The 21,957-nt window shown below is 44.6% G+C and carries 22 protein-coding genes and 2 pseudogenes; 4 read left to right on the top strand and 20 right to left on the bottom strand.

What is annotated here, in order from left to right:
- The first annotated feature begins 2 nt into the window (after positions 1-2).
- Positions 3-1,211 carry a restriction endonuclease subunit S gene (locus JT26_RS08395; RefSeq protein WP_036848785.1) on the top strand — a complete coding sequence of 403 codons (1,209 nt, stop codon included), beginning with the start codon at positions 3-5 and terminating at the stop codon, positions 1,209-1,211.
- A 145-nt stretch (positions 1,212-1,356) separates the two neighbouring features.
- Here JT26_RS08395 and JT26_RS11040 read toward each other — a convergent pair whose 3' ends face one another.
- Positions 1,357-1,773 (bottom strand): DUF6078 family protein, encoded by a 417-nt coding sequence (locus JT26_RS11040; protein WP_235300066.1) that lies wholly within the window; start codon positions 1,771-1,773, stop codon positions 1,357-1,359.
- A 44-nt stretch (positions 1,774-1,817) separates the two neighbouring features.
- Entirely contained in the window at positions 1,818-2,957 is a 1,140-nt protein-coding gene (locus JT26_RS10495) for a restriction endonuclease subunit S (protein ID WP_081966424.1), read from the bottom strand.
- Positions 2,958-3,058: 101 nt separating this feature from the next.
- Between JT26_RS10495 and xerC the strand changes: the two genes are divergently transcribed.
- Together xerC and JT26_RS08375 are read left to right on the top strand one after the other, a co-directional pair.
- Positions 3,059-3,991 carry a tyrosine recombinase XerC gene (gene xerC, locus JT26_RS08380; RefSeq protein WP_036848779.1) on the top strand — a complete coding sequence of 311 codons (933 nt, stop codon included), beginning with the start codon at positions 3,059-3,061 and terminating at the stop codon, positions 3,989-3,991.
- 85 nt (positions 3,992-4,076) lie between these two features.
- Positions 4,077-4,910 carry a hypothetical protein gene (locus JT26_RS08375; protein ID WP_036848776.1) on the top strand — a complete coding sequence of 278 codons (834 nt, stop codon included), beginning with the start codon at positions 4,077-4,079 and terminating at the stop codon, positions 4,908-4,910.
- Positions 4,911-5,237: 327 nt separating this feature from the next.
- On the opposite strand, the gene JT26_RS08370 is transcribed toward JT26_RS08375, so the two are convergent.
- From JT26_RS08370 to JT26_RS11030, 5 genes are all read right to left on the bottom strand, one after another.
- Positions 5,238-5,933, bottom strand: a complete 696-nt coding sequence (locus tag JT26_RS08370) for a hypothetical protein (protein ID WP_036848773.1) — start codon at positions 5,931-5,933, stop codon at positions 5,238-5,240.
- Between the two features lie 127 nt (positions 5,934-6,060).
- Positions 6,061-6,225 carry a hypothetical protein gene (locus tag JT26_RS10850; protein WP_160217651.1) on the bottom strand — a complete coding sequence of 55 codons (165 nt, stop codon included), beginning with the start codon at positions 6,223-6,225 and terminating at the stop codon, positions 6,061-6,063.
- Positions 6,222-6,344: a plasmid mobilization relaxosome protein MobC gene (mobC, locus tag JT26_RS08365; RefSeq protein ID WP_235300065.1), complete on the bottom strand. Its 123-nt coding sequence runs from the start codon at positions 6,342-6,344 to the stop codon at positions 6,222-6,224. The genes JT26_RS10850 and mobC overlap by 4 nt, the downstream gene beginning before the upstream one ends.
- Positions 6,345-6,479: 135 nt before the next feature.
- Positions 6,480-6,731: a hypothetical protein gene (locus JT26_RS11035; protein ID WP_235300056.1), complete on the bottom strand. Its 252-nt coding sequence runs from the start codon at positions 6,729-6,731 to the stop codon at positions 6,480-6,482.
- Positions 6,732-6,793: 62 nt separating this feature from the next.
- Positions 6,794-7,249 carry a DUF6371 domain-containing protein gene (locus JT26_RS11030; protein ID WP_235300055.1) on the bottom strand — a complete coding sequence of 152 codons (456 nt, stop codon included), beginning with the start codon at positions 7,247-7,249 and terminating at the stop codon, positions 6,794-6,796.
- A gap of 272 nt (positions 7,250-7,521) precedes the next feature.
- Between JT26_RS11030 and JT26_RS08355 the strand changes: the two genes are divergently transcribed.
- Positions 7,522-7,995, top strand: a complete 474-nt coding sequence (locus JT26_RS08355; protein ID WP_052110478.1) for an HU family DNA-binding protein — start codon at positions 7,522-7,524, stop codon at positions 7,993-7,995.
- Here the strand turns inward: JT26_RS08355 and JT26_RS10490 are convergent.
- The 13 genes and pseudogenes from JT26_RS10490 to JT26_RS08290 all read right to left on the bottom strand — a co-directional run.
- Positions 7,948-8,685 (bottom strand): annotated as a pseudogene (locus JT26_RS10490) (phage integrase SAM-like domain-containing protein); the annotation flags it as partial. The gene JT26_RS08355 and the pseudogene JT26_RS10490 sit on opposite strands and share 48 nt — an antisense overlap.
- A gap of 88 nt (positions 8,686-8,773) precedes the next feature.
- Positions 8,774-9,677, bottom strand: a pseudogene (locus JT26_RS08345) (helix-turn-helix domain-containing protein).
- A gap of 245 nt (positions 9,678-9,922) precedes the next feature.
- Positions 9,923-11,329: a tRNA uridine-5-carboxymethylaminomethyl(34) synthesis GTPase MnmE gene (gene mnmE, locus JT26_RS08340; protein WP_036848767.1), complete on the bottom strand. Its 1,407-nt coding sequence runs from the start codon at positions 11,327-11,329 to the stop codon at positions 9,923-9,925.
- A gap of 115 nt (positions 11,330-11,444) precedes the next feature.
- Positions 11,445-11,696 carry a type B 50S ribosomal protein L31 gene (locus JT26_RS08335; RefSeq protein ID WP_036792009.1) on the bottom strand — a complete coding sequence of 84 codons (252 nt, stop codon included), beginning with the start codon at positions 11,694-11,696 and terminating at the stop codon, positions 11,445-11,447.
- Between the two features lie 404 nt (positions 11,697-12,100).
- On the bottom strand, positions 12,101-13,795 hold the full coding sequence (gene ettA, locus JT26_RS08330; RefSeq protein WP_036848764.1) for an energy-dependent translational throttle protein EttA: 1,695 nt from the start codon (positions 13,793-13,795) through the stop codon (positions 12,101-12,103).
- 8 nt (positions 13,796-13,803) lie between these two features.
- Entirely contained in the window at positions 13,804-15,093 is a 1,290-nt protein-coding gene (gene hemL, locus JT26_RS08325; RefSeq protein ID WP_036848762.1) for a glutamate-1-semialdehyde 2,1-aminomutase, read from the bottom strand.
- A gap of 12 nt (positions 15,094-15,105) precedes the next feature.
- Positions 15,106-16,083: a porphobilinogen synthase gene (hemB, locus tag JT26_RS08320; RefSeq protein ID WP_036792003.1), complete on the bottom strand. Its 978-nt coding sequence runs from the start codon at positions 16,081-16,083 to the stop codon at positions 15,106-15,108.
- Between the two features lie 14 nt (positions 16,084-16,097).
- The gene (locus tag JT26_RS08315; protein ID WP_036848759.1) at positions 16,098-16,823 is read right to left on the bottom strand and encodes a uroporphyrinogen-III synthase; all 726 of its coding nucleotides are present in this window, start codon (positions 16,821-16,823) and stop codon (positions 16,098-16,100) included.
- Entirely contained in the window at positions 16,820-17,728 is a 909-nt protein-coding gene (gene hemC, locus JT26_RS08310) for a hydroxymethylbilane synthase (protein WP_052110477.1), read from the bottom strand. Before hemC ends, JT26_RS08315 begins: the two co-directional genes overlap by 4 nt.
- Positions 17,725-18,975 (bottom strand): glutamyl-tRNA reductase, encoded by a 1,251-nt coding sequence (gene hemA / locus JT26_RS08305; protein WP_036848756.1) that lies wholly within the window; start codon positions 18,973-18,975, stop codon positions 17,725-17,727. Before hemA ends, hemC begins: the two co-directional genes overlap by 4 nt.
- A gap of 31 nt (positions 18,976-19,006) precedes the next feature.
- Positions 19,007-19,672, bottom strand: a complete 666-nt coding sequence (gene nth, locus JT26_RS08300) for an endonuclease III (protein ID WP_036791993.1) — start codon at positions 19,670-19,672, stop codon at positions 19,007-19,009.
- Positions 19,673-19,678: 6 nt separating this feature from the next.
- Positions 19,679-20,698 carry a phenylalanine--tRNA ligase subunit alpha gene (gene pheS, locus JT26_RS08295; RefSeq protein WP_036791990.1) on the bottom strand — a complete coding sequence of 340 codons (1,020 nt, stop codon included), beginning with the start codon at positions 20,696-20,698 and terminating at the stop codon, positions 19,679-19,681.
- A 78-nt stretch (positions 20,699-20,776) separates the two neighbouring features.
- Positions 20,777-21,673, bottom strand: coding sequence for a bile acid:sodium symporter family protein (locus tag JT26_RS08290; RefSeq protein ID WP_036848753.1), 897 nt, complete (start codon positions 21,671-21,673; stop codon positions 20,777-20,779).
- Between the last annotated feature and the right edge of the window lie 284 nt (positions 21,674-21,957).

The raw sequence follows: 21,957 nt of genomic DNA, 5'->3' as shown, positions 1-21,957 counted from the left end.
CGATGGCAACGATTAATAAAATCCCTAATTGTCCCCCTTTGCGCTTCCCCGACTTCAACGACGACTGGACGCAGTGCTGTATTTCTGATTATGGAGATATAGTTACAGGCTCGACTCCTTCAACATCAGACCCTGAGAATTATCAAGAGAATGGATTCCTTTGGGCTTCTCCAGCCGATATAAATGAATCCAAGTTCATCGAAGCAACTAAGACAACACTATCGTTAAAGGGATTCAATTCTACGAGAAAGCTTCCGCCCTACACAGTCTTAGTAGTTTGTATAGGATCGACAATTGGTAAAATGGCTATGTCTAAAACGGTAATGGCTACAAATCAACAAATAAACTCAATTGTCGTGTGTGAGAAGTATTCTCCTGAGTTTGTTTATTATGCGATTGATAGCAGATTCCCTCAATATCTCACATCTGTCGCAGTCCAAGCAGTCCCCATTATATCAAAATCCACTTTTGGAGCATTAGAAAGTTGTGCTCCCTCCCTCACCGAGCAAAAGAAGATAGCGGACTTTCTGAGCTTGATTGACGAACACATAGCCAACCTTAGCGAAACAATTAAGGAGCTAAAGACTCAGAAAGCGGGTCTACTGAATCAGCTATTCAGCCAAAAGCTCCGCTTTCCCGACTTCAACGACGACTGGACGCAATGTTTTGTATCAGACTTTGGGCAAGTTGTTACAGGATCTACACCACCCACTTCAGATAGTTGCAATTATGATGCCTCTGATTATTTATGGGCATCTCCCTCGGACTTGGGACAAACTAAATACATAAGAAAAACGAAGACGATGCTTTCCTCGAAAGGCTTTTCTTTAACACGCAGTTTACCTTTAGGTAGCGTCCTAGTTTCATGTATCGGTATCATAGGGAAAGTTGGTGTTGCTGTCACAGAAATGTCTACTAATCAACAAATCAATGCAATTATACCAAATCAATCTAAAGTAAATTCAGAATATCTATACTATGCGATTTTGAATAAATCTTTAGCCTATAGTAGGCTGTCAGCTACACAAGTTGTTCCTATTTTAAGTAAAAGAGAGTTTGAAAGAATGCGTAATCAATATCCCTCCCTTGCCGAGCAAAAGAAGATTGCGGACTTTCTGAGTTTGATTGACGAGCGGATAGAGGTAGAAGAGCAACTACTTAAGAAGTATGAAGAGCAAAAGAAGTATCTACTTCGTAAGATGTTCGTCTAGTTCCCTAACAAATACCTTAATAAACAATAATCCCATCGGCGTGGGACTGTATTCCCGTCTCTATGGGAACGCAGTCCCACGATTATGAGAATGGAGTCCCGAACCGATGGGACGGAAATATTGTAAGGATAATCGAAAGAAACCTCTAATAAGAAACTTCGTAAGACTCTTCATAAGAATCAAAAACACCTTCCTTTGGAGCTACTTCAAACTCTGTAAATACCTCGATAACCTGCTCTTGTTGCCCTTTCGTTAGTAGATATTCGCCCGATGCATAGCGATAGAAATGACTACGCCCCCAGCCTAATTCGTAGCAAATTCGGTCTCGCAGTTGTCCAATGCTACGATGTTGGACGAAGCCCATGGCACGTTTGAACCCTCGTGCCATACGCTGTATCTCATTGCTTACATACTGGGCGCAACCTTGTTCGGTGGGCTGTGTGCGAGGGTCTACAAAGCTGTGTGTCTGAAAAGGCTCAGAGTGCGCATAAGCTAGATAACGGAGGCAAGTCGATGCGATTGGGCAATCACTACGAAGACAATAAGAAACGCTTCTGCGCATTAGTTCGGGGCGAAAATCTATAACCATGGTGTTTAAGTGTTTGACTAGACGAACATTTGTCGGAGCAAATACTTCTTTTGCTCTTCGTACTTCTTAAGTAGTTGCTCTTCTACCTCTATTCGCTCGTCAATCAAACTCAGAAAGTCCGCTATCTTCTTCTGCTCCTCTAGAGTGGGTAGAGAAATAGATAATGGCTGAACCTCTGAGATATAATGTCGCTTATGATCCTTCTCCTGTCCTCTAAGATTCATAAATAACAGATAGTTATATATAATCTTGATATTAACACCTTTCTTTGCCGTTAATATCTTAATTGCTGATGATTTTATCTTAAATGGGAAATCAACGAACTTTATATCTAAAGTAAAATCATCGAGGATAATACATTCTCCTTTATCATATATATTTTCTTCGTTTACATAACCAAGCACAAAAGACTTGTTAGCTGTTAAGACGGGAATAAGACTGCTATCATTTGAGTAGTCTGTATTATTGACTATATAGAACGTTGGTTGTTCATAGTCAAGTATCTCGCCGAGTGTTGTCTGCGTCCATTCGTCTGTGAAGTCGGGAAATCGGAGCTTTTGGCTGAATAGCTGATTCAGTAGACCCGCTTTCTGAGTCTTAAGCTCCTTAATTGTTTCGCTAAGGTTGGCTATGTGTTCGTCAATCAAGCGAAAAAAACACACAATCTTAGATTGCTCTTTGAGTGTAGGATGTGCTACACTTAGATTGCCGATTATATCTGAACTTAAATTTTGTTGTTTAGTGCCTTGTGCATACTTAAGCCCAATGTAATTCCCAAACCTCTGATACCATGAATATAGATATTCATTCATTACTCCTACCTTAGGAATAAATGCCATGCAAGCTTGGCTGATTGTTCCTGATGTTCCTATTATCGCACAATTACCTCTAACACCGCTAGCCTCTAGCCCATATATAGCGATTACAAGTGTATTAGGAGGTAAAATCTTTAATCCAACACTTTCAACTGCTTGTTGAGAGATTTTTTCATTACTCATATGGAGATACCTATCTTTTAATTCTCCACTAGAGAACCAGTTTATATCTCCATTAAAATAGGCTTCATTCGTGCGATCTGGGGTGTTCCCAGAATATAATTCACACATTCCTTTCAAAGGAACGATTTGCCAATCGTCACTAAACTGGGGGAAGCGCAAAGGGGGACAATTTGTTTGTTATTCATTAAATCCTAAGGGATTTAGATATATAAGGGTTATTTTGAGGCATTGTTTGTTTCATTAATCCTTAAAATGACATTATGAATCAGAAAGCAAGCACATTCGCCGAAGTGGCTCGTGAGTGGTTGGCGAATAAAGAACAGTTTGTAAAGCGAGGTACATACTCTATCTATGCATTGCAAATCGAGAAACATCTACTGCCCATGTTTCGTGAACATCGAGCCGTGACAGAAGAGCAGGTACAGGGATTCATCTTAGAAAAGCTACAACAGGGACTAAGCCTTAAGACAACGAAAGATTTGATTATCCTTCTCAAAATGATACTCCGCCATGCCATCAAGTACTATGGTTGGCAGTATGTAGAAATGGAACTGAAATATCCTACGGCGTGTATTGCTCCTCGTATTGAAGTCTTGCCTCGTGTACATCAACGTAAGATTATGCAATATGTGCGTGAACATTTTACTTTTCGTAATCTGGGCATTCTGATATGTCTCAGCACAGGAATGCGCATCGGGGAGATTTGTGCCCTCAAATGGTCGGATATTGATTTGATAGAAGGGGTGATTCGAGTAAGCCGTTCGCTCCAGCGTATCTATATGCTACGCCCCGATGGTACACGATACACCGAGATCGTAGAGAGTACCCCCAAAACAAGCAACTCAATGCGCGAGATACCTCTGAGCCGAGATCTCAAAGCCATCATTAAGCCCCTAAGCAAAATCGTCAATACCGACTATTATGTCCTAACGAACGAGGGCAAACCCACAGAGCCACGCACCTATAGAATGTATTATAGAGCCTTAATGCAAGAGCTGGATATGCCACAGCTCAAGTTTCACGGGCTAAGGCATAGCTTCGCCACTCGCTGTATAGAGAGCGGCTGCGACTACAAGACGGTGAGTGCTTTGCTTGGTCATGCCAATATCAGCACAACGCTCAACCTATATGTTCATCCCAACCTTGACCAAAAACGGCGTTGCATCGAGCAGATGACTAAAAGTCTCGGTTAACAGGTTTAAAGATAACCTTACTTATATTTCGTACATTTGCTGTATCACCTTGAAAATATTTTACTCATTTTTCTATAATATAACTATGGGATGGGATGTCGTTCAAATAGGCCTAAGGCACAATCTGCCTATTGATGATCCAATGGCAACTGCCAAAGAAATTGCAACAAGAATGAAGCAAAACATACGGCTTGTTGCCAGAGATGATTATAGATTTGATACAGAAAAGAATCTTGTCTATTCTACACATAGTTGGGATTGTATAGAGCTGGGAACTTTCAAAGTAAATGATTTCGATAAGTTTTTCAGATTGACAGTCCTTAATTACCAAGCAAATCAGATACTGGATCAAATTGGGGTAGACAATCTTAAAAACATACAATTTGCAGATGAGGATGCAGAATTCTTGATTTGTGAATTAGAAAGGCCTTTTGCATTATATGAGCTAGACTATGATGACGATGGTAACTATATGCAGTTCTTTCGAGAATGTATAAATCTTGATATATGCGTCATTGAAAGATGGTGGACATGGATAACCAAAATTCGTGAAAAGGTTCTCGAAGATAATTGGTTATGGAATTACCGTAAGAGAATATACGATCGGGCTAAGCTGTTTGGTTGCAATGAAGTTGTTATCTGTTCGGATCAGGGACCTACAGAGCTGATGTGTGAACTAATGAATAAAAGTGCAGATGAGTTAGTTGCATACACAAAGTCACGCAGATACATAGATGAAGTAACGTGGGACGATGAAAAGGATAAAGAGGACTGGATTAACCACGGTAAACAGATACAGTTTTCTGAATACTTTTCGGGGACTTCTAAAGAACTCTTATTATCCGAAGATGACTTTGTTGAGGTTGTATTCGACGACTTCAAAGACCTTGAAAGTCTTGATGACGCCAATGGAGAATGAGGATAAAAAGTAATACTTGAACGCTTCATTACCAAGGTGATATTATAAGGGTGTGTCAAATTGATGATTTTGACACACTCTTATATCCTTATCTCATGGCTCCCAGCTCCGATGAGTAGGGTTATTCTTTACCATCTTTGATTTGTGAGATGTTTTTTGCTCTTGGGCGAGATATTGCTGCTGGAGATACAGCTTGGTTTGGCATTTGATGGTGAGCTGGTCATTTGTGACACGGGGGGACACTGTCGTTAGAACCATTCGCCAATAAATATGAAAATAAGGTAATCGCCTAATGGCATTTGTGATGCTATTAGGCGGTTTATTGTTTTAGTGTTTCAGTTGTTGAGTGAGGGCTTCTTGCTCTTGGGAGAGACGTTGCTGCTGGAGGTGTAGTTCGGCTTGGCGTTCGACTGCGAGTTCGTAGTTCGTGACACGAGAGCGAAGCTTGCGAATAGAGTCGTCTGAGTCTTCGGAGGAGAAAAGGCTATCAAGGCTGGCGATGTTTGGCTGTGTATAGCCGAGCTCCATTCGTAGGATACGATAACGGAGAGCATGACTATCAAGGGCTTGATTGACACCGTAGAGATGTGCTGCCCAACCGATGACGCAGGCAAGGACAGCAACCATCACTCCCCATATGAGCCATTCTGCCCAGCGTTTGACATCGAAAAGGTAGTATTTGGAGAGCTTTATTTCAGGTGTGGTTTGTTTGATTTGAAGTTCTGTCAAGAGTTTGTCGGTCGCTTCGTCTTGACTTATCTGTACCTCGGCAATGCCTGACTTCATTTCGTGGATGCGCTCTCCAAGTTTAGCAATCACTTGACAAAGTTCCTCTCTGAATTGACGATGAAACTCCAGTTGCTCCTCTAAAATCTTGGCGATTCCCGCGAGATTTTTCCTATTCTCGACTTCGCCTTGCGACTCTGTTGGTTGTGGTAAATTGGAGATACTCGCTTTGAGTTCTCTGTTCTGTTGCTTGATTTCCTCCAATACTTCGAGGAGGACATTGATTTGGTCGTTCATAATCTTCTACGTTTTAGTTTCTTATTAGCTTGATTTCTGAGTTTACGTTGGAATACGAGTTCGGCAACATCTACGGCAGGCGCATTGCTGTCGAATAGGTTCTCTCCAAGCTTTTCTATGGCTTCGCTCAATTCTTCGATAAAACCATCCTCTTTTGGTAGCGCAGGCAGAGAAATTGAGCATTGGCTCTCACGCCCTCGGCATAAAGGATTCGGGCTTTACCTTCTTGCTTACCAAGGATATAGGCGAGTACTCCAGAGAAGGATGTCCCTTTGATTATCTTGGCTATCATCTTTTCAAGTTTTTGAGTTGTTCATCGACCAAGAGTTTCAACATTCTTAGTTCAGTCGGTACAGTGGATGCCCCGAACGTATTTAGGCGATGAGCAATCTGGTTGATGTTATTCGCCATGCCTGAGAGGAGGCGGATTTCCTTCATTTGCTGTACCGTTCTTTTGTTTTATTGATGAGACCATCGGGATTGTTTCGCCCTGAGAGGTGGGCGTTGGGGAGGTTTGGGGTAACCCAAAACACAAACTTGCTTCCATTATCTACGAAGTCCTCTCTTTCGGAGGGGAGGCTTGGTTGAGCTGGTCTCTTTGACCACTCGAAGTTCAAGTTTCTCTACCAAAAGTTTGAGGGCCGGATTGTGCTGGATCAACTCGATCAGCACCGATTCTTTGGTTTTGATCTGAAGGAGATAATCGGCTATATCGTACCCTTCATGTTGGTCTTTGGAAGGAGCATGCCTCTCCAAATAATCGAAGAGTTGAACCTCTGTTCCCATGGATTGCATCATCAACATTTTTTCTTGCCGGTATGCAGTCGCACCGAGATCCGGGAAAAGAATAACGTTCCTGCCTAAGAGAGGAGTGGGCTGCTACTTTTGAAACATCCATGTTTTCCTCCGGTAGCCGGCCAAAGATATTGGGGTAGGTAGTGCGAGGCAATGAGAGCCGTCTTCTCACTCTCGACCAAAGCCACCGGTTTTTGAGTCTCTTGCGACAAAAGATGCTCCCCGAAAAGACATTGACGCAGGTTGTAGTTCGGGCGATTGAGCAGACTATGTACCCACGTAATATGATTGAACGGCTTCTTTATCCTCTTACCTATTTCGGGATCGTAAAGCATAATCTTACCAGCTCTCACTTGTCCTTGGGTGTCTATTTGCCAAAAGACCGTTGCTCCTGCCCAATGCCCGGAAGTGCCGACATGGTAATGTCGCATAAGTTGTAATGCGTTTTCCGTTCCGAGACGTCCACAGAAAAAGAGATAAAGATTATTGAGTTCGTACCCCTTTAGGGTCTTCTCCATCATTTCTCTATCAATAAAAGAGGACGGATCCGGAGCAATTACCGGAGTATTTTCCTTTGAAAAGTTCTCCTCTATGAGAGCGCTTTTTTAGATCCTATATACAGCGATAAATTTTCGTATATAAGAAAATTTATTTCTGCATATGCGAAAAAAAATTTTTGCATATGCAGAAATTTTTTTTTGTATATACAAAAATATGGCTACCTTCGGAGAGCGACAAGAACGCATTCAAATCAAAACAGAAAATCACTAGTTAACAGCTAATTGAGATCATTATGATTAAGATTAAAGCAATCGAAAGAAAAGCAGGCTTCGGCAAGACCAACAAGACGCTTTGGTATCCTGCAATCCACATGCATTCGGATGTAAAGTTTGAGGAGTTCATCGAGCTGATGGCGGACGAGACGACCATCTCTTCGGCTGACATTAAGGCGGTGTTTGACCGTGCTTCAAAGGTGCTCATTCGCCTGCTCCAAGATGGCAAGAGCGTCGATTGTGGCGACATGGGGACATTCCGCCCCAGCATCACGGCGAAGAGAGGTTCGGGTGTTGATAGTGCCGAGAAAGTAGGCATCGAACTCGTGGACAAGGCGAAAGTCATCTATACGCCTCGTGTGAAGGTAAAGACTGCTCTTAAGGGCGTTCGCATGGAGCGTGCCGAGCGCGTGCTTGATGTCGTCTACAAACCTTCGGGCAAAAAAAAGAGTGAAATCCTCCCAACGGAGATTAAGAATATCGCTGATGCGTAGCCCCGTAAGGCAAGAGAAGAGAGAAGCTCTTTTCAGAACATCATGCTCACAGGGTGTCTGAGCAAGTATCTTCACTTCATCAAGTGTCAAATGCTCTTTCTTGACCTCCTTAGCCTCTATCTTATCTAAAAAGTCATTGATATTCTCCCTTAGCCACTTATCTCGGTACGCAATCTTCAGTAGCCCCCTAAAAGTGGAATAGTAGCCAGATGCAGAGTTTGTGGAGACTTTCCCTTTTCGTTTGAGTTGCTTGGCATTCAATAGATACTCTCGAAATCCTTGGCATAGCTCTATCGTTATGTCTCCAAAGGTGCAATGTTCCTGCACGTAGTTATAGAAATGTTGATAGACGATGCGCCACTTCTGATCTTTCTTTCGGCACATTTTCAAGAAGTATGCAAGGAAGTCGGTTTTCATTTTGGTTCGATCGAGAAAACCAAACTCTTCATTGATAAGCGACTGTACACGGATACATCGAATAGCTTCCGCCTTGTTCAACATATCCATGTTAAACTCTCGCTCCATCTCATTCTTAGGATGGGCGTAGATGTAGATGCCGAGATACTCCCGACGGCTCATTTGCATGGTTTCGGGATTGCGCGCGGCTGGATAATAATCGAGATAGAGCGATATACGCCCGTTTCTGATAGCTCTCTGTCGGAGCGTTACTTTGGGACAAGTATGTCTCATAGAATTGTTGATTAGAGGGTTATATTTATTGATTCAGTTGCAAAAGAATAAGGTGATAAGAGGGTGTCCCATACCACCGACAAATAACTTATCGAGTGATGCTGGGAGGTTTGAGGACTTCATCCAATTCTTGCTGAGAAATGAGGACGTTCCGACCTTGCTTTAGTTTAGGGACATTATAACGTTTGGTATATTGATAGAGCTGGTCACGAGTAAGACCGAACTTTTCCATAGCCTCCCGAACGGTATAGTAGCTTGGAGCTGCCTTATCAAGCACTCCTTTAGCTGCTTCGACATGTTTGGTGGAATAGTAGCTTTTACCCTTGACTTTCTTTCTGGGGATGTTGTGATCAGAGATGAAGTTGTAAACGGCTGTGAGCGTCATATCGAACCTTTCTTGTATCTCTACGGCTGTACACCATTCTTCGATATGAGGAGCAGGAGCCTGTTTAGCAAAATAGGCATCTATATGCCGTTTGCTCCAATAGGTCTTGCCTCTGTTATAAGTTCGGGGAATATTCTCTCGCTTGGCTATTGCAAAGAGGGAAGATCGAGATATGTTGTGGATATCGCACACCTCGTCTGTCGTATATAGTTCCGTAATTACGATTGCATCTCTGGGCTGTCGTTTCTCATAAGGTCGCTCTGCCAACATCCGTTCAATGTCTTCACGCTTGACGATTGAGCGTTGAGAACTCAAATTATAAGCCTTTAAGTTCCCTGAGTAGATATTATCTATATATTGTATGCCTACTAATACCAAGTAATCGCCCAGCTTCTGAGATGGAGAGATAAGGTTTGTCTATAATATCACCGACCTTTTTCTCTTGTTCAGAAAGTTCTGTTCTGCGTACCCTCTCTTCTCTTTTTTGAGCTTTGTAGGCTCTGCTATTACATCTATGTGAGCAATACTTGGTAGTCGTCTTCAAAGCTATAAACTCCTGTTTGCAATGCTCACACACTTTTTTTATTGGAATTTTGCTCGCTGTCATTTCGCCATATTTTTGTTTTGTACTGTCTATTGGTGTTGCACCGTGTCTCATTTGTCCAGTATCTCGGTATATACGCGAGGGGCTGGAGGGTTAGCGAGCGGCGTGCGGTACAAATAAGGTACAAGAATGAGCGAAAGAAAGGCTCCGAATGATGCCTAACGAACAGATAGGGCAAAAAGAAAGGCACTCATAATGAACGCCTTTTCGATATTTGGTGATATATGATTATCGATTGTAATCAGAAATTACTTGCCAATGCAAAAGTTCTTAAAGACATGATGGAGGATATCGGAAGAGGAGATTTCTCCGGTAATCTCAGCCAAGTATCGGAGAGCATCTCGGAGGTCCATGCTGACGAGTTCGCCCGATATTCCGGACTCCAAGCCGAGCAGGACACGATCCAGAGCAGAGACGGCATTGGATAGAGCCTCGAAATGACGGGCATTGTAGACGATGAGATCCTCACTTTCTGCCTCACCATACATTTCATTATAAGAAGATACAAGGAGAAAGGTGATGTCGTCTGCATGCGTAAAATGACGTGCAGATATGGTAAGGACAGAAAGAGAGCCATCGGAGAGAGCGTTTAGCAAGGAGCGTTTGGCGCCTCCTTCGGCTTCTGTGAAGAGATCGCACTTGTTCAGCAAGGCTATCACACGCTTATCCTGCCAATGTTCGGAGAGTTGGGCATACTCCTCCTCTATTGTGCCGTTATCTTTAGTCCCATCTATCACCCAAAGTATCAGTTCTGCCCGTTGCATGGCAGCAAAAGATCGTTGGATACCGATCTCTTCTACCGTATCCGTTGTTTCCCTTATACCGGCAGTGTCTATCAGGCGAAACTCTTTTCCGTCCAGTATTACCGTATCTTCTATGGTATCTCTTGTAGTGCCGTGAATATCGGTAACTATCGCTTTGTCTTCGCCCAAAATCAGATTGAGAAGAGAAGATTTCCCGGCATTTGTAGAGCCTACGATGGCTACCGGGATACCACTCTTCAGTACCGCACCACGAGAAAAGCTGTCTGCAAGCCATTGAAGGTCGGCACGCTGTTGTGAACAAAGAGCTATCAATTCGGATCTGTCTGCAAACTCCACATCTTCTTCGGGGAAGTCGAGCTCCAACTCCATCAAAGCACAGAAGTGAAGAAGAGTTTCCCTCGTTGCCTCTATCTTCTTACGAAATCCGCCCCGCATCTGCGTCAAAGCCATGCGGGCGGAAGAGCGTGTACGTGAAGAGATGAGATCTGCCACTGCTTCTGCCTGACTCAAGTCCATTTTCCCTGCTGCAAAAGCCCTCTGCGTAAACTCTCCGGGAGCTGCCATGCGACAGCCTGCCACGAGTAGCGATTGGATGACCTCCTGCAATATGAATGTGGAGCCGTGGCAGGCTATCTCCACTACATCGTCCCCCGTGTAAGAGTGAGGCGCACGAAATACGGAGAGTACCACATCATCTATGGTCTCGCCCGTTTTCGGATGCTTCCACCAGCCGTAGAGCAGTCTGTATCCTTCTGTTTCGGTAGCTTTAGATACACCTTTGGCAGGGGTGAAGCACCTGTCTGCAATCTCCAAAGCCTCCGTTCCCGACATTTTGACAACGCCTATGGCGGAGACGCCCATCGGTGTGGCAAGTGCACAAATCGTATTCATAGGGATAAATGTGATGGGATAAAAAGAAATCTCGGCAAGGGGATGACAGAAAACATCCTCTTACCGAGACTTTTATTTCTTTGTTGATAGTCTCTTTACGGCTTTTCTATCGGGCTTATTTGCCTCTCTTACCGTAACGGCTCATGAACTTATCTACTCTACCCGCAGTGTCCACAAGCTTAGCTTTACCTGTGTAGAATGGGTGAGAAGAGCTGGAGATTTCTATCTTAAGTAGAGGATATTCTACTCCGTCAATCTCGATAGTCTCCTTTGTTGCTACTGTTGAACGAGTGATAAATACCTCCTCGTTAGACATATCTTTGAACGCTACCAAGCGGTAGTTTTCTGGATGGATCTCTTTTTTCATCGCTATATGCTTTTGTTATTATTATTCAGTCTATTGGATGGTAACCGGATGCGACCGCAAAGTTATCAATTTTCTTTCTAATATGCAAACATCTCTGTGAACAGTTCACAGTGGTAAAAAATCGGAATAATAGGGTTTAGAAGATCGGTTTATAGTGTTAGGAATTTTTGCCGAACGTGATAAAAAGAAGAAACCAAGACCTGATTTGCAGTTTGCAAGCGTTGATTCTAAAGAATCGAGCCGTGATTTCTGTAAATCAAGTCTTGGTTTCTTCTTTTTTTCGGTATCAGCAGACTTTTTGTTCCCGTTAAAATCTTCTTTTGAAAGCGTTTAGCGGAGATTGTTTATCGTGCCGAAAGAGCCTTTTGTCGGGAAGAGTATGTTCCGTCTTTGCTCCAAGTCTGTTAGAGATGCTCTCCGAGCTTACGGTATTTCGTCTTCTTGACGGCATCTTCACCCAGGCGACGAATCTTGTCTTCCTCGTACTCGGTGTAAGTTCCCTGATAGAAATAGGTGTTGCCATCCCCTTCAAAGGCGAGAATGTGCGTACAGATTCTGTCCAAGAACCAGCGGTCGTGAGATATGATTACGGCACAACCGGCAAAGTTTTCGATACCTTCTTCAAGGGCTCGAAGGGTATTGATGTCGATATCATTGGTAGGTTCGTCCAGAAGAAGGACATTGGCACCGGAACGCAGAGTCAGTGCCAGGTGAAGACGATTCTTCTCTCCTCCGGAAAGGACACCGCACAACTTCTCCTGATCTGCCCCATTAAAGTTGAAACGAGAGAGATATGCTCTTGCATTTACCTCCTTGTTCCCGACCTTTATCAGTTCCTGTCCGCCGGAAACAACCTGATAGACGCTCTTTGCAGGGTCTATATCCTTGTGCGTTTGGTCCGCATATCCGATGGTTACAGTCTCTCCCACTTCAAAAGTACCGCTATCCACGGTCTCTTCTCCAAGGATCATCCGGAACATGGTGGTCTTACCTGCACCGTTCGGACCTATCACTCCCACAATGCCATTGGGAGGAAGCATGAAGTTGAGATCCTTAAAGAGGACTTTATCTCCGAAAGACTTTGAGACATTGGTAGCCTCAATCACCTTGTTACCAAGGCGAGGCCCGTTCGGGATATAGATTTCGAGCTTCTCTTCTTTCTCTTTCTGCTCTTCGTTGAGAAGTTTTTCGTAAGCATTCAGACGAGCCTTTCCTTTAGAGTGGCGAGCTTTGGGAGCAAGGTTGATCCACTCCAACTCTCTTGCCAGAGCCTTGGCACGTTTGCCCTGACTCTTCTCTTCCATTGCAAGACGCTTGGATTTCTGATCAAGCCAAGAGGAATAGTTCCCCTCCCAAGGGATACCCTCTCCCCTATCCAACTCTAAAATCCAACCTGCCACATGGTCAAGGAAGTAACGGTCGTGCGTGATACAGATAACGGTGCCCGGATAACGCTGAAGGTGTTCTTCCAACCAGTCTATACTCTCAGCATCGAGGTGGTTGGTAGGTTCGTCGAGCAACAAAATTTCGGGTTGGCTTAAGAGCAAACGACACAACGCTATACGGCGGCGCTCACCACCTGAAAGATGATCCACGAGCCGGTCTGCAGGAGGACACTGCAATGCCTCCATCGCTTTGCTTATACGGGTATCTATGTTCCAAGCATCAATGGCATCGATACGGTCTTGCAGCTCTGCCTGACGCTGGATAAGCTTATCCATCAGGTCCGGATCGTCCAACACGTCCGGATCTGCAAATTTCAGATTCACCTCTTCAAACTCTTGAAGCAGTGCAGTAGCTTCTCCGGCTCCTTCCATAACCACCTCTTTCACGGTCTTTCCTTGAGGAAGTTGAGGATCTTGCTCCAAATATCCCACTCTGTATTCGGGGGAAGCATAAACAACGTGTCCGTCGTACTCCTTCTCTATTCCTGCTATAATCTTGAGCAGAGTAGACTTACCCGAACCGTTGAGACCGATGATACCGATCTTTGCTCCGTAAAAAAATGAGAGGTATATATTCTTTAGAACCGTTTTGTTGGGTGGAAACGTTTTGCTTACTCCCACCATCGAAAATATGACTTTCTTATCGTCTGACATGCTGTGTCCTATTTATATAGTTGTTTCAAACTCTTTTCTATTGCTCCAAATGTACGAGCAAAATCTTCTTCCGTATGAGCACCGGATATGAAGATTGCTTCAAACTGAGATGGTGGAAGGTATATACCTTGTGCGATCATCAGGCGGAAAAACTTTGCAAATAACTCTGTATCGCAAGCTCGTGCATCTTCGGCATTACGTACAGGCTCACCTCTGAAAAATATGGTAGAGAGTGTCCCGAAAACCGCATAGTACAGATGGTCGGCATAAGGCTCGATCAACCGCCCCACTCCATCGGAAAAAGCTTTCCCCTTAGCCTGCAATGCTGGATAAGTTTCCGGCTTTTGCAACTCTTTCAGCATAGCTATACCAGCCGCAAGAGCAAGGGGATTTCCGGAAAGTGTTCCGGCTTGATACACTGCCCCATCGGGAGAAAGCGCATCCATTATCTCTGCTCTACCTCCAAAAGCACCCACAGGGAGACCTCCGCCTATTATCTTTCCAAGACAGGTAAGATCGGGGATAACACCGTAAAGTTTCTGTGCTCCTCCGGCAGAGAGACGAAATCCGGTGATCACTTCGTCAAATATCAGAAGAGAGCCATACTCGGATGTTACACGCCTTACCTCTTTCAAGAAGTTTTCTTCCGGCTTTATTATACCCATATTACCCATAATGGGCTCTATGATCACAGCCGCTATTTGGGAACCATGTTTCTTGAAAAGATCTTCCAAAGAAGCTATGTTGTTAAACTCTGCAACGAGAGTTTCGCTCACTGTGGAAGTGGTAACGCCATTATTCTGTACGGATGAGAAGGTTGCAACACCGGAACCGGCTTGTACAAGAAATCCGTCGGAGTGTCCGTGATAACAACCATCGAACTTCACAATGAGCGTTCTCTTCGTGTATCCTCTTGCCAGACGGACAGCACTCATTGTAGCTTCCGTACCGGAGTTTACCATCCTTACCTTTTCCATGGAAGGGAAGAACGACTTTACAAGCTTGCTCATCTCCACTTCCAAAGGTATGCATGCCCCAAAGCTTGTGCCCTTTGTGGCTGTCTTTTGAATGGCTTCAACAATGGCAGGATGAGCGTGCCCCAAAATATGTGGTCCCCACGAAGAGATAAAGTCTATATACTCGTTGCCATCGACATCAAATATATGCCCCTTCGTTCCGGACTCTATATAGATAGGATCCATCCCGACAGACTTGAAAGCTCTTACCGGGCTATTTACCCCTCCGGGTATATGTTTTACCGCTTCTCGAAATAGTTCTATAGATTTGTTCCACTGCATAGCCGTAGAGTTTTATGCGTTATTCTTGAGCCAGATGGCTGCTTCTTTTGCAAAATAGGTGAGGATAATCTTTGCCCCTGCACGGCGAATGGAGAGCAGACTCTCCATCATCACTCGGTCGTGATCTATCCAACCTTTCTCTGCCGCTGCTTTCAACATAGCGTATTCTCCCGATACGTGATAAGCTGCAATAGGCATCTCAAAACGCTCTGCCGCTTTAGCCACAATGTCCAAATAAGGAAGAGCCGGCTTTACCATTACAATATCCGCTCCCTCCTGTATATCCAACTCAATCTCTCTGAGCGCTTCTTTGGCATTTGCAGGATCCATTTGGTAGCCACGGCGATCTCCGAAAGATGGAGCAGAGTCTGCAGCTATACGGAAAGGTCCATAGAATCCGGAGCAAAACTTTGCAGCATAGCTCATGATAGGGATATTTTCAAAGCCTGCCTCATCCAGTGCTTCTCTCATGGCAGCAATACGACCATCCATCATATCCGATGGAGCTACCATCTTTGCTCCACAGCGAGCCATGGATACTGCTTGACGGCAAAGAAAACTAACGGTAGCATCGTTGTCCACCTCTTCTCCATGAAGCACGCCGCAATGTCCGTGATCCGTGTACTCACACATGCAGATGTCTGCAATGGTGATGAGCTCCGGAAGTTCTTTGTGAAGAGCTTTAAGTGCCTGCTGTACTATGCCTTCGTCCGAAAAGGCTTCACTTCCGATACCATCCTTATGGGCAGGTATTCCGAAAAGCATAACGCTACGAATGCCCAAGCTATACAGTTCCTTGCACTCCTCTACCAAGGTGTCCACAGAGAAATGGTACTGCCCGGGAAGAGAAGAGATCTCTTCTTTTATTCCTTTTCCATGAACGACAAAAAGAGGATGAATCAAATCTGATGGGTGAAGATAAGTCTCTTGCACCAAAGCTCTCATGTTCGCTGAAGAGCGAAGTCTTCTCATTCTAATAGTCGGATACATAGTAATAGTAGGTATTATTTCTGTTTATATATTGTCTCAAATATTTTCTCCGGATGTGGTTCGGGACTCTGGATAACATCCTTAAAACCTTCGGAGAGGAGTTTCTTTGTAGTTACGGGGCCTATGCTTATGGCTCGAAATCCTTTGTTTTCACCACCGGAATCCAACCATGCCTCTACTCCGGACGGACTATAAAAGACCACAAAGTCTAAAGATAGTGAAAGTCTTGCAATAGTAGCCGGCATTTCAGGATGTGGGACTGTCTTGTAGATGGGGAGAATAATGTACTCCCTGACATGAGGAGAGATAGCTGCTTCCAAAGAGTGTCCGGCTATATCCGAAGTAGGTTGCAGGATAAATTTATCGGCAGATTCATTTGCATATAAATGCAACCACTCCTCAGCCATCCCCTCTGCATTTTCGGTCTTGCTTTGAAACTCAGGAATAATGCCGTATAGCTGTCTTATTTTGTCAGAAGTAGCCTCTCCAATAGAACCGACTCTAATATCTTTTGAAAAAGAAGGATATAGTTTGTGGAAGTGAATAACCGCACGGGGAGATGTGAACAACACCCAATCGAAATGAGGCGGAAGCTCTGCCGGAATATCCACAGTAGAGATCGCAGGAAGACACAAAGGCTCAGGATAACCGTGCTGATCTATAAGATTCAACAAAGGAAGAGCCATCTCTTTTTCCCTTAAAAGAATACCGGTAAAAGTAAGGTGCTTTTCTGCTTTCATGGATGAAGGGTTTCTTTAAGGTGATTTGCTAAAGATTTGAGTTCGCCGGACGAATAGTTTGTAGGAAGAGTAAAGGAACAACCGGAATGCAGATCTCCTTGAGCATAGAAAGCTTGCCCTTTTACCTCTCCATCTTGCAACTCGCAATAGCAACCAAAAGGTAGAGCACACCCTCCGCCTAAGTGTTGCAGCAACGCTCTTTCCGTATCTGTACAAAGTCTGTCTTCAACATTATTGAGCATCAAAGCCACTCTTTTTGCTACATCATTACTCTCATGTATTTCTATGGCAAGGGCAGCCTGACCCGGTGCGGGCAACAACTGATGAACAGGGAAGGTATAGACAACATAATCCTGCAGTCCGAGCCTTTCTATTCCTGCCTTAGCCATAATGATCGCATCGTATTGTCCGCTTTTCATTTTGCCAATACGAGTTTGTACATTCCCGCGAATCGGTTCAAAAGACCACTCCAAGTGAGGAAAGTTTGCTTTAAGCTGTGCCACTCTTCTTGGACTGGAGGTTCCTATTTTCCAGCCTTTGCATTCGTCTAAGTGTGTTATAGGTTTATCGGAAACAAGTACATCTTCCACAGCAACTCTATCCAGAACAGCTCCAAGAAGGAATCCCTCTTCCAGGCAGACCGGAAGATCTTTCAAGCTGTGTACCGCAAAGTCTATACTGCCATCTTGAAGTCTCTCTTCGATCTCTTTGGTAAAAAGCCCCTTGGACAGTGTATTGCTTTGAAGGGAGATATTAAGGTGCTTGTCTCCGGATGTCTCTATAATCTCTATCTCTACCGGTATCTGAAACTCCGATATGATAATATCCCTTACCAAATGAGCCTGATAGAGAGCCAAGGCACTACCTCGAGTCCCTATTATTAAAGGTCTTTCTGTCTGCATCATGGCGTTTGGAGTATTTTCAGAAGTGCTTCTGCATATCTTGTATCTTCTGTCTCTTCACTTATTCGTCGTACTTTGGAAATAATGGATGAAGATATAGTGGTAGAGAGATGAGTCAAATGCTTTTCAATGAGACTCCTCACTTCGGGGCTGTCTATATTAGCCAAATATTTCAATTCCCCTTCCAGATATATCTCTATTTCCGAGCGAATCTGTCCATACACATCTCTAAGAGCCAGACCGTCTCTCCAAAGCTTAAACTCTTCCACCGCTTCCGTAAGCAGTTCCTTAACGGCAACATTGGACGGGAATCTCTCGTCCACTTCTTCCGGAGAGCCTTCTCGCAGATCATCTATGCCATATAGTCGGACATTGGGAAGGCCTAAGACATCAATCTCCACATTTCTCGGCACGGCAAGATCAAATATTACTATGGGCTCTTCTTCTGCATGCGTTTCCTTCAGAAGTGCTGCATCCACTATCGGAGAAGACGCAGCTGTCGCGACCCAAAGCCACTTCACTTCCTGAAGAGCCGAAGAGAGTTGGTCGCTATGATAATAATGGTCTATGTGATGCTTATTGGCAAACCGAGAAGCTCGCTCTATAGTTCTGTTGTAGATCCTGATATCATTCACGCCCAGCAGTTTCAAGGCTTTAACAACAGTATCCGCCATCTGTCCCGCCCCCAATACGAGTGTCTTTCCAACAGTAATGTCAGATCCGTACTTGCCATTGATCATATTCACGGCCGCTGCTCCGGCAGAAGATTGTGCATGAGATATGGTATAGGTCGATCTTATCCGCTTGGCAACCTCTAAGGTTTTATCCACCAAACGGAGCAGTACGGATGGGAGCAGATTTCCGGAACGAGAGATGCTGACAGCATCCTTGAGCTGCCCTAAGATCTGTGTTTCTCCCCGAACCATAGACTTTAGTCCGGAAGCCATAGAGAAGACATGCAACATAGCCCTCTCTTCCACGAGATAGAAGAAATAGCGGCTCATTTCCGGAGGTTGCTGTTTGTACTCCAACACCTCCGATATTATCCTGTGTATTGTATTATCTCCCACTTCCGATGGAATACAGACAATCTCCATCCGATTGCAGGTAGAGAGAAGAAAACCTCCCTGTATCAGCTTTTTAGCTTGAAGTTTTCTTAAAAAGTCGGCAACTTCTGCAGGAGTGAAAGAGAATGCTTCTCTTATCTCCACAGAAGCTGTTTTATAGTTGATGCCTACTACGGTAATCATAAAATAATAAGGGCTAAAAGAGCCAAACAGTCTATACTTCCAAAGCCTCCAACTGCTTCTTACTACGAGAGTAATGCAGACAATACTCCGAGATTCCACACTGTGCACACAGAGGAGATCTTGCCAAACAGACATACCTGCCGTGAAGAATGAGCCAGTGATGTGCTTTGCTCCACAGCTCTTTGGGAATATACTTTGTAAGTCCGCTCTCCACTTTCTCCGGAGTATTGGAAGTTTGTGGAACAAGACCTATTCGTCTGGAAACTCTAAAGACGTGTGTATCTACGGCTATGGCGGGAACGTCGAAAAAGACGGAAGCAACAACATTTGCCGTCTTTCGCCCCACACCGGGAAGCTTTACCAATTCTTCTTGTTTCTCCGGGACACAACCATTAAAGTCGGATACCACAGCATTTGCCATACCATGCAAGTGCTTTGCCTTGTTGTTAGGATAGCTTACGCTCTTGATGTACTGAAATATATCATCCGGAGTAGAGGCTGCGAGTGCTTCCACGGTAGGAAACACATCGAAGAGAGCAGGTGTAACCAGATTGACACGCTTATCTGTACACTGGGCAGAAAGAATCACCGCCACTATAAGCTGATAAGCATCCGTATAGTTTAGTTCTGTTTCCGGATTGGGATTATTCTCCTTAAACCACCTTAATATATTGTCGTATCTCTCTTTTCTTGTCATTATCCCCTACTTGGCACTTTCAAACTGTTTCAAGAATCTCTTGTCATTCTCCGAGAACAGTCTCAAGTCGCTCACCCTATACTTCAGATTTGTGATGCGTTCAACGCCCATACCAAGAGCAAAGCCCGAATACTTCTTGCTGTCTATGCCACAGTTTTCAAGGACATTGGGATCCACCATACCACATCCCAGTATCTCCACCCATCCTGTGTGCTTACAGAACGAACAGCCCTCTCCTCCACAGATGTTGCAAGAGATATCCATCTCCGCAGATGGTTCCGTGAATGGGAAATACGATGGACGAAGACGGATGCGGGTATTGGCATCAAACATCTCTTGAGCAAAGAAGAGCAGTGTCTGTCTCAAGTCTGCAAACGTTACATTCTCATCTATATAAAGAGCCTCCACCTGATGGAAGAAGCAGTGTGCTCTGGCGGATATCGCCTCATTCCGATACACTCTGCCCGGGCAGATGATCCGGATGGGAGGCTTCTGTGAAGTCATCACGCGTGTCTGTACAGAGGATGTATGTGTCCGCAGAAGCAGCTCCGGAGATGTAGAGACAAAGAATGTGTCCTGCATATCACGGGCAGGATGATCGTCCGCAAAGTTCAAGCTCTCGAACACATGCCAGTCGTCCTCGATTTCAGGACCCAAGGCAATGGAAAAGCCGAGACGGTTGAATATCCTGCAAATCTCTTCCCGGACAAGACTTAGAGGATGACGCGTTCCCATCGGAATGGGATAAGCGGTACGTGTAAGATCTTCTCCGGAAGTATCTCCTTCGCTTTGCTCCAAAGATCTTTTTACCGACTCATAAAGCTCTGCCACTCTGTTTTTCAAGACATTCATAGCAGCTCCGACATCTTTCTTCTCCTCTGCCGGAACGCTCTTAAACTCAGAGAAAAGAGAGGATATAAGACCTTTTTTGCTCATGAAGCGCAACCTGAAGTTTTCCAACTCCTCATGCGTCTGAATGGATAGACCGGACAGCTCGTCCAGCAATTTCTGTATCTTCTGTTTCATTAGGCTATTATACTTCGTTTTGAGACGGTAAAATTACTAAAACTTTTGCGAAGCGACCAACCGAAGAGTGCTTTTGGCTCACCTCAAATCGAACCCGGAGGCACTCCTACTCTTATAAAGGAAGGCAAATATAAAGGTAGTCCAAAAAGAGATTATCGCATAGACCAGAGCCGGCTTCAGCATCTCCTGATTTTGTAAAAGCGTTCCGGTGATCAGCATTGCGAGCGAGCTGTTCTGCACGGCGATCTCGATGGCTGCCGTCATGGAACGTTTTCTGTTGAGATTGCCGAGACGAGCCACCGCCAGCCCTATAAGAAACGCCAGAGTATTGACTCCGAAAGAGAGCGGCAGCAGCAGCAACAGTTCATCCTTCAGAATGCCTGCTCCGCCACTATGTTCTCCGGCGAAAAACTTAATGGTAAACACGACGGAAAGGATGATTATCATTGCGATCTTCAGAGGTCTTTGGAGCTTCTCCCGCCCCTGTTTGATCAGTTTTCTGGTAACTCCTCCGAGAAAAACCGGCACGATGGTTACCAAAAAGATATGAGCCATGCTGTGGGCAAGAGGCATCTCGATGTAGACCTCCTGATGTCCGAAAACGAGGAAAGCCAGATTCACCAGGAAAGGGATCGTAGCCAGTGCCAGCAAGCTGTTGGCGACGGTCAAAGAGAGCGACATCGCCACCTCTCCTCCAAGAAGAAAAGTGATAAGCCCGGACGTGGATCCTCCGGGACAAGCCGCCAGTATCACGAAGCCGATTTTATACTCCGGCGAGATCGGAAGCAGCAGCATCAGCCCGATCATCATCAGGGGCAGAGCCAACATCTGCCCGAAAAGTCCCACCAGTACCGGCTTCGGTTTTGCGACAAGCGAAAGATAGTCCTGCCGGCTCAGAGAGAGCCCAAGACCATACATCACCAAAGCCACGGCACCGGAGATCAGAACATCAACAATTTCGGGAGACCAACTCATACGTCCTCACATCTTAAATATACGCCCTGCAAAGATAGCCATTTCCTTCACGAAAAATCGGGAAAAGAAGCTCTTGCCAAAAAGTTGATCATCAGGCCCCGGCACGATTTGCACAAAAATTCTCTTCTCCGGCAAGGAGAAAAGGTCAAAGCACAGAGAATCAAGCATAAAAGTCCCTGCACCACGTCGGAATCCTCCTTAGGAAACGACAACGTTTTTCGCGAAAAAACTCTAAAGATTTCGGACACAGCATTTTTTTGTTCGGATGAAAAAAATTTTTTCGT

Origin of the sequence: Porphyromonas sp. COT-108 OH1349 (genome assembly GCF_000768755.1) — a bacterium.
Taxonomy (GTDB): Bacteria; Bacteroidota; Bacteroidia; order Bacteroidales; family Porphyromonadaceae; genus Porphyromonas_A; species Porphyromonas_A canoris.
The sequence above is the reverse complement of the archived record's forward strand: the minus strand, read 5'-3'. Positions and strand labels throughout refer to the sequence as shown.

Bases quoted from the DNA above. Each gene is read 5' to 3' on its own strand.
- JT26_RS08395 (WP_036848785.1), top strand. From the start codon at position 3: ATGGCAACGATTAATAAAATCCCTAATTGTCCCCCTTTGCGCTTCCCC.
- JT26_RS11040 (WP_235300066.1), bottom strand. From the start codon at position 1,773: ATGCGCAGAAGCGTTTCTTATTGTCTTCGTAGTGATTGCCCAATCGCA.
- xerC (WP_036848779.1), top strand. From the start codon at position 3,059: ATGAATCAGAAAGCAAGCACATTCGCCGAAGTGGCTCGTGAGTGGTTG.
- JT26_RS08375 (WP_036848776.1), top strand. From the start codon at position 4,077: ATGGGATGGGATGTCGTTCAAATAGGCCTAAGGCACAATCTGCCTATT.
- JT26_RS08370 (WP_036848773.1), bottom strand. From the start codon at position 5,933: ATGAACGACCAAATCAATGTCCTCCTCGAAGTATTGGAGGAAATCAAG.
- JT26_RS10850 (WP_160217651.1), bottom strand. From the start codon at position 6,225: ATGATAGCCAAGATAATCAAAGGGACATCCTTCTCTGGAGTACTCGCC.
- mobC (WP_235300065.1), bottom strand. From the start codon at position 6,344: ATGGCGAATAACATCAACCAGATTGCTCATCGCCTAAATACGTTCGGG.
- JT26_RS11035 (WP_235300056.1), bottom strand. From the start codon at position 6,731: ATGATGCAATCCATGGGAACAGAGGTTCAACTCTTCGATTATTTGGAG.
- JT26_RS11030 (WP_235300055.1), bottom strand. From the start codon at position 7,249: ATGATGGAGAAGACCCTAAAGGGGTACGAACTCAATAATCTTTATCTC.
- JT26_RS08355 (WP_052110478.1), top strand. From the start codon at position 7,522: ATGATTAAGATTAAAGCAATCGAAAGAAAAGCAGGCTTCGGCAAGACC.
- mnmE (WP_036848767.1), bottom strand. From the start codon at position 11,329: ATGAATACGATTTGTGCACTTGCCACACCGATGGGCGTCTCCGCCATA.
- JT26_RS08335 (WP_036792009.1), bottom strand. From the start codon at position 11,696: ATGAAAAAAGAGATCCATCCAGAAAACTACCGCTTGGTAGCGTTCAAA.
- ettA (WP_036848764.1), bottom strand. From the start codon at position 13,795: ATGTCAGACGATAAGAAAGTCATATTTTCGATGGTGGGAGTAAGCAAA.
- hemL (WP_036848762.1), bottom strand. From the start codon at position 15,093: ATGCAGTGGAACAAATCTATAGAACTATTTCGAGAAGCGGTAAAACAT.
- hemB (WP_036792003.1), bottom strand. From the start codon at position 16,083: ATGTATCCGACTATTAGAATGAGAAGACTTCGCTCTTCAGCGAACATG.
- JT26_RS08315 (WP_036848759.1), bottom strand. From the start codon at position 16,823: ATGAAAGCAGAAAAGCACCTTACTTTTACCGGTATTCTTTTAAGGGAA.
- hemC (WP_052110477.1), bottom strand. From the start codon at position 17,728: ATGATGCAGACAGAAAGACCTTTAATAATAGGGACTCGAGGTAGTGCC.
- hemA (WP_036848756.1), bottom strand. From the start codon at position 18,975: ATGATTACCGTAGTAGGCATCAACTATAAAACAGCTTCTGTGGAGATA.
- nth (WP_036791993.1), bottom strand. From the start codon at position 19,672: ATGACAAGAAAAGAGAGATACGACAATATATTAAGGTGGTTTAAGGAG.
- pheS (WP_036791990.1), bottom strand. From the start codon at position 20,698: ATGAAACAGAAGATACAGAAATTGCTGGACGAGCTGTCCGGTCTATCC.
- JT26_RS08290 (WP_036848753.1), bottom strand. From the start codon at position 21,673: ATGAGTTGGTCTCCCGAAATTGTTGATGTTCTGATCTCCGGTGCCGTG.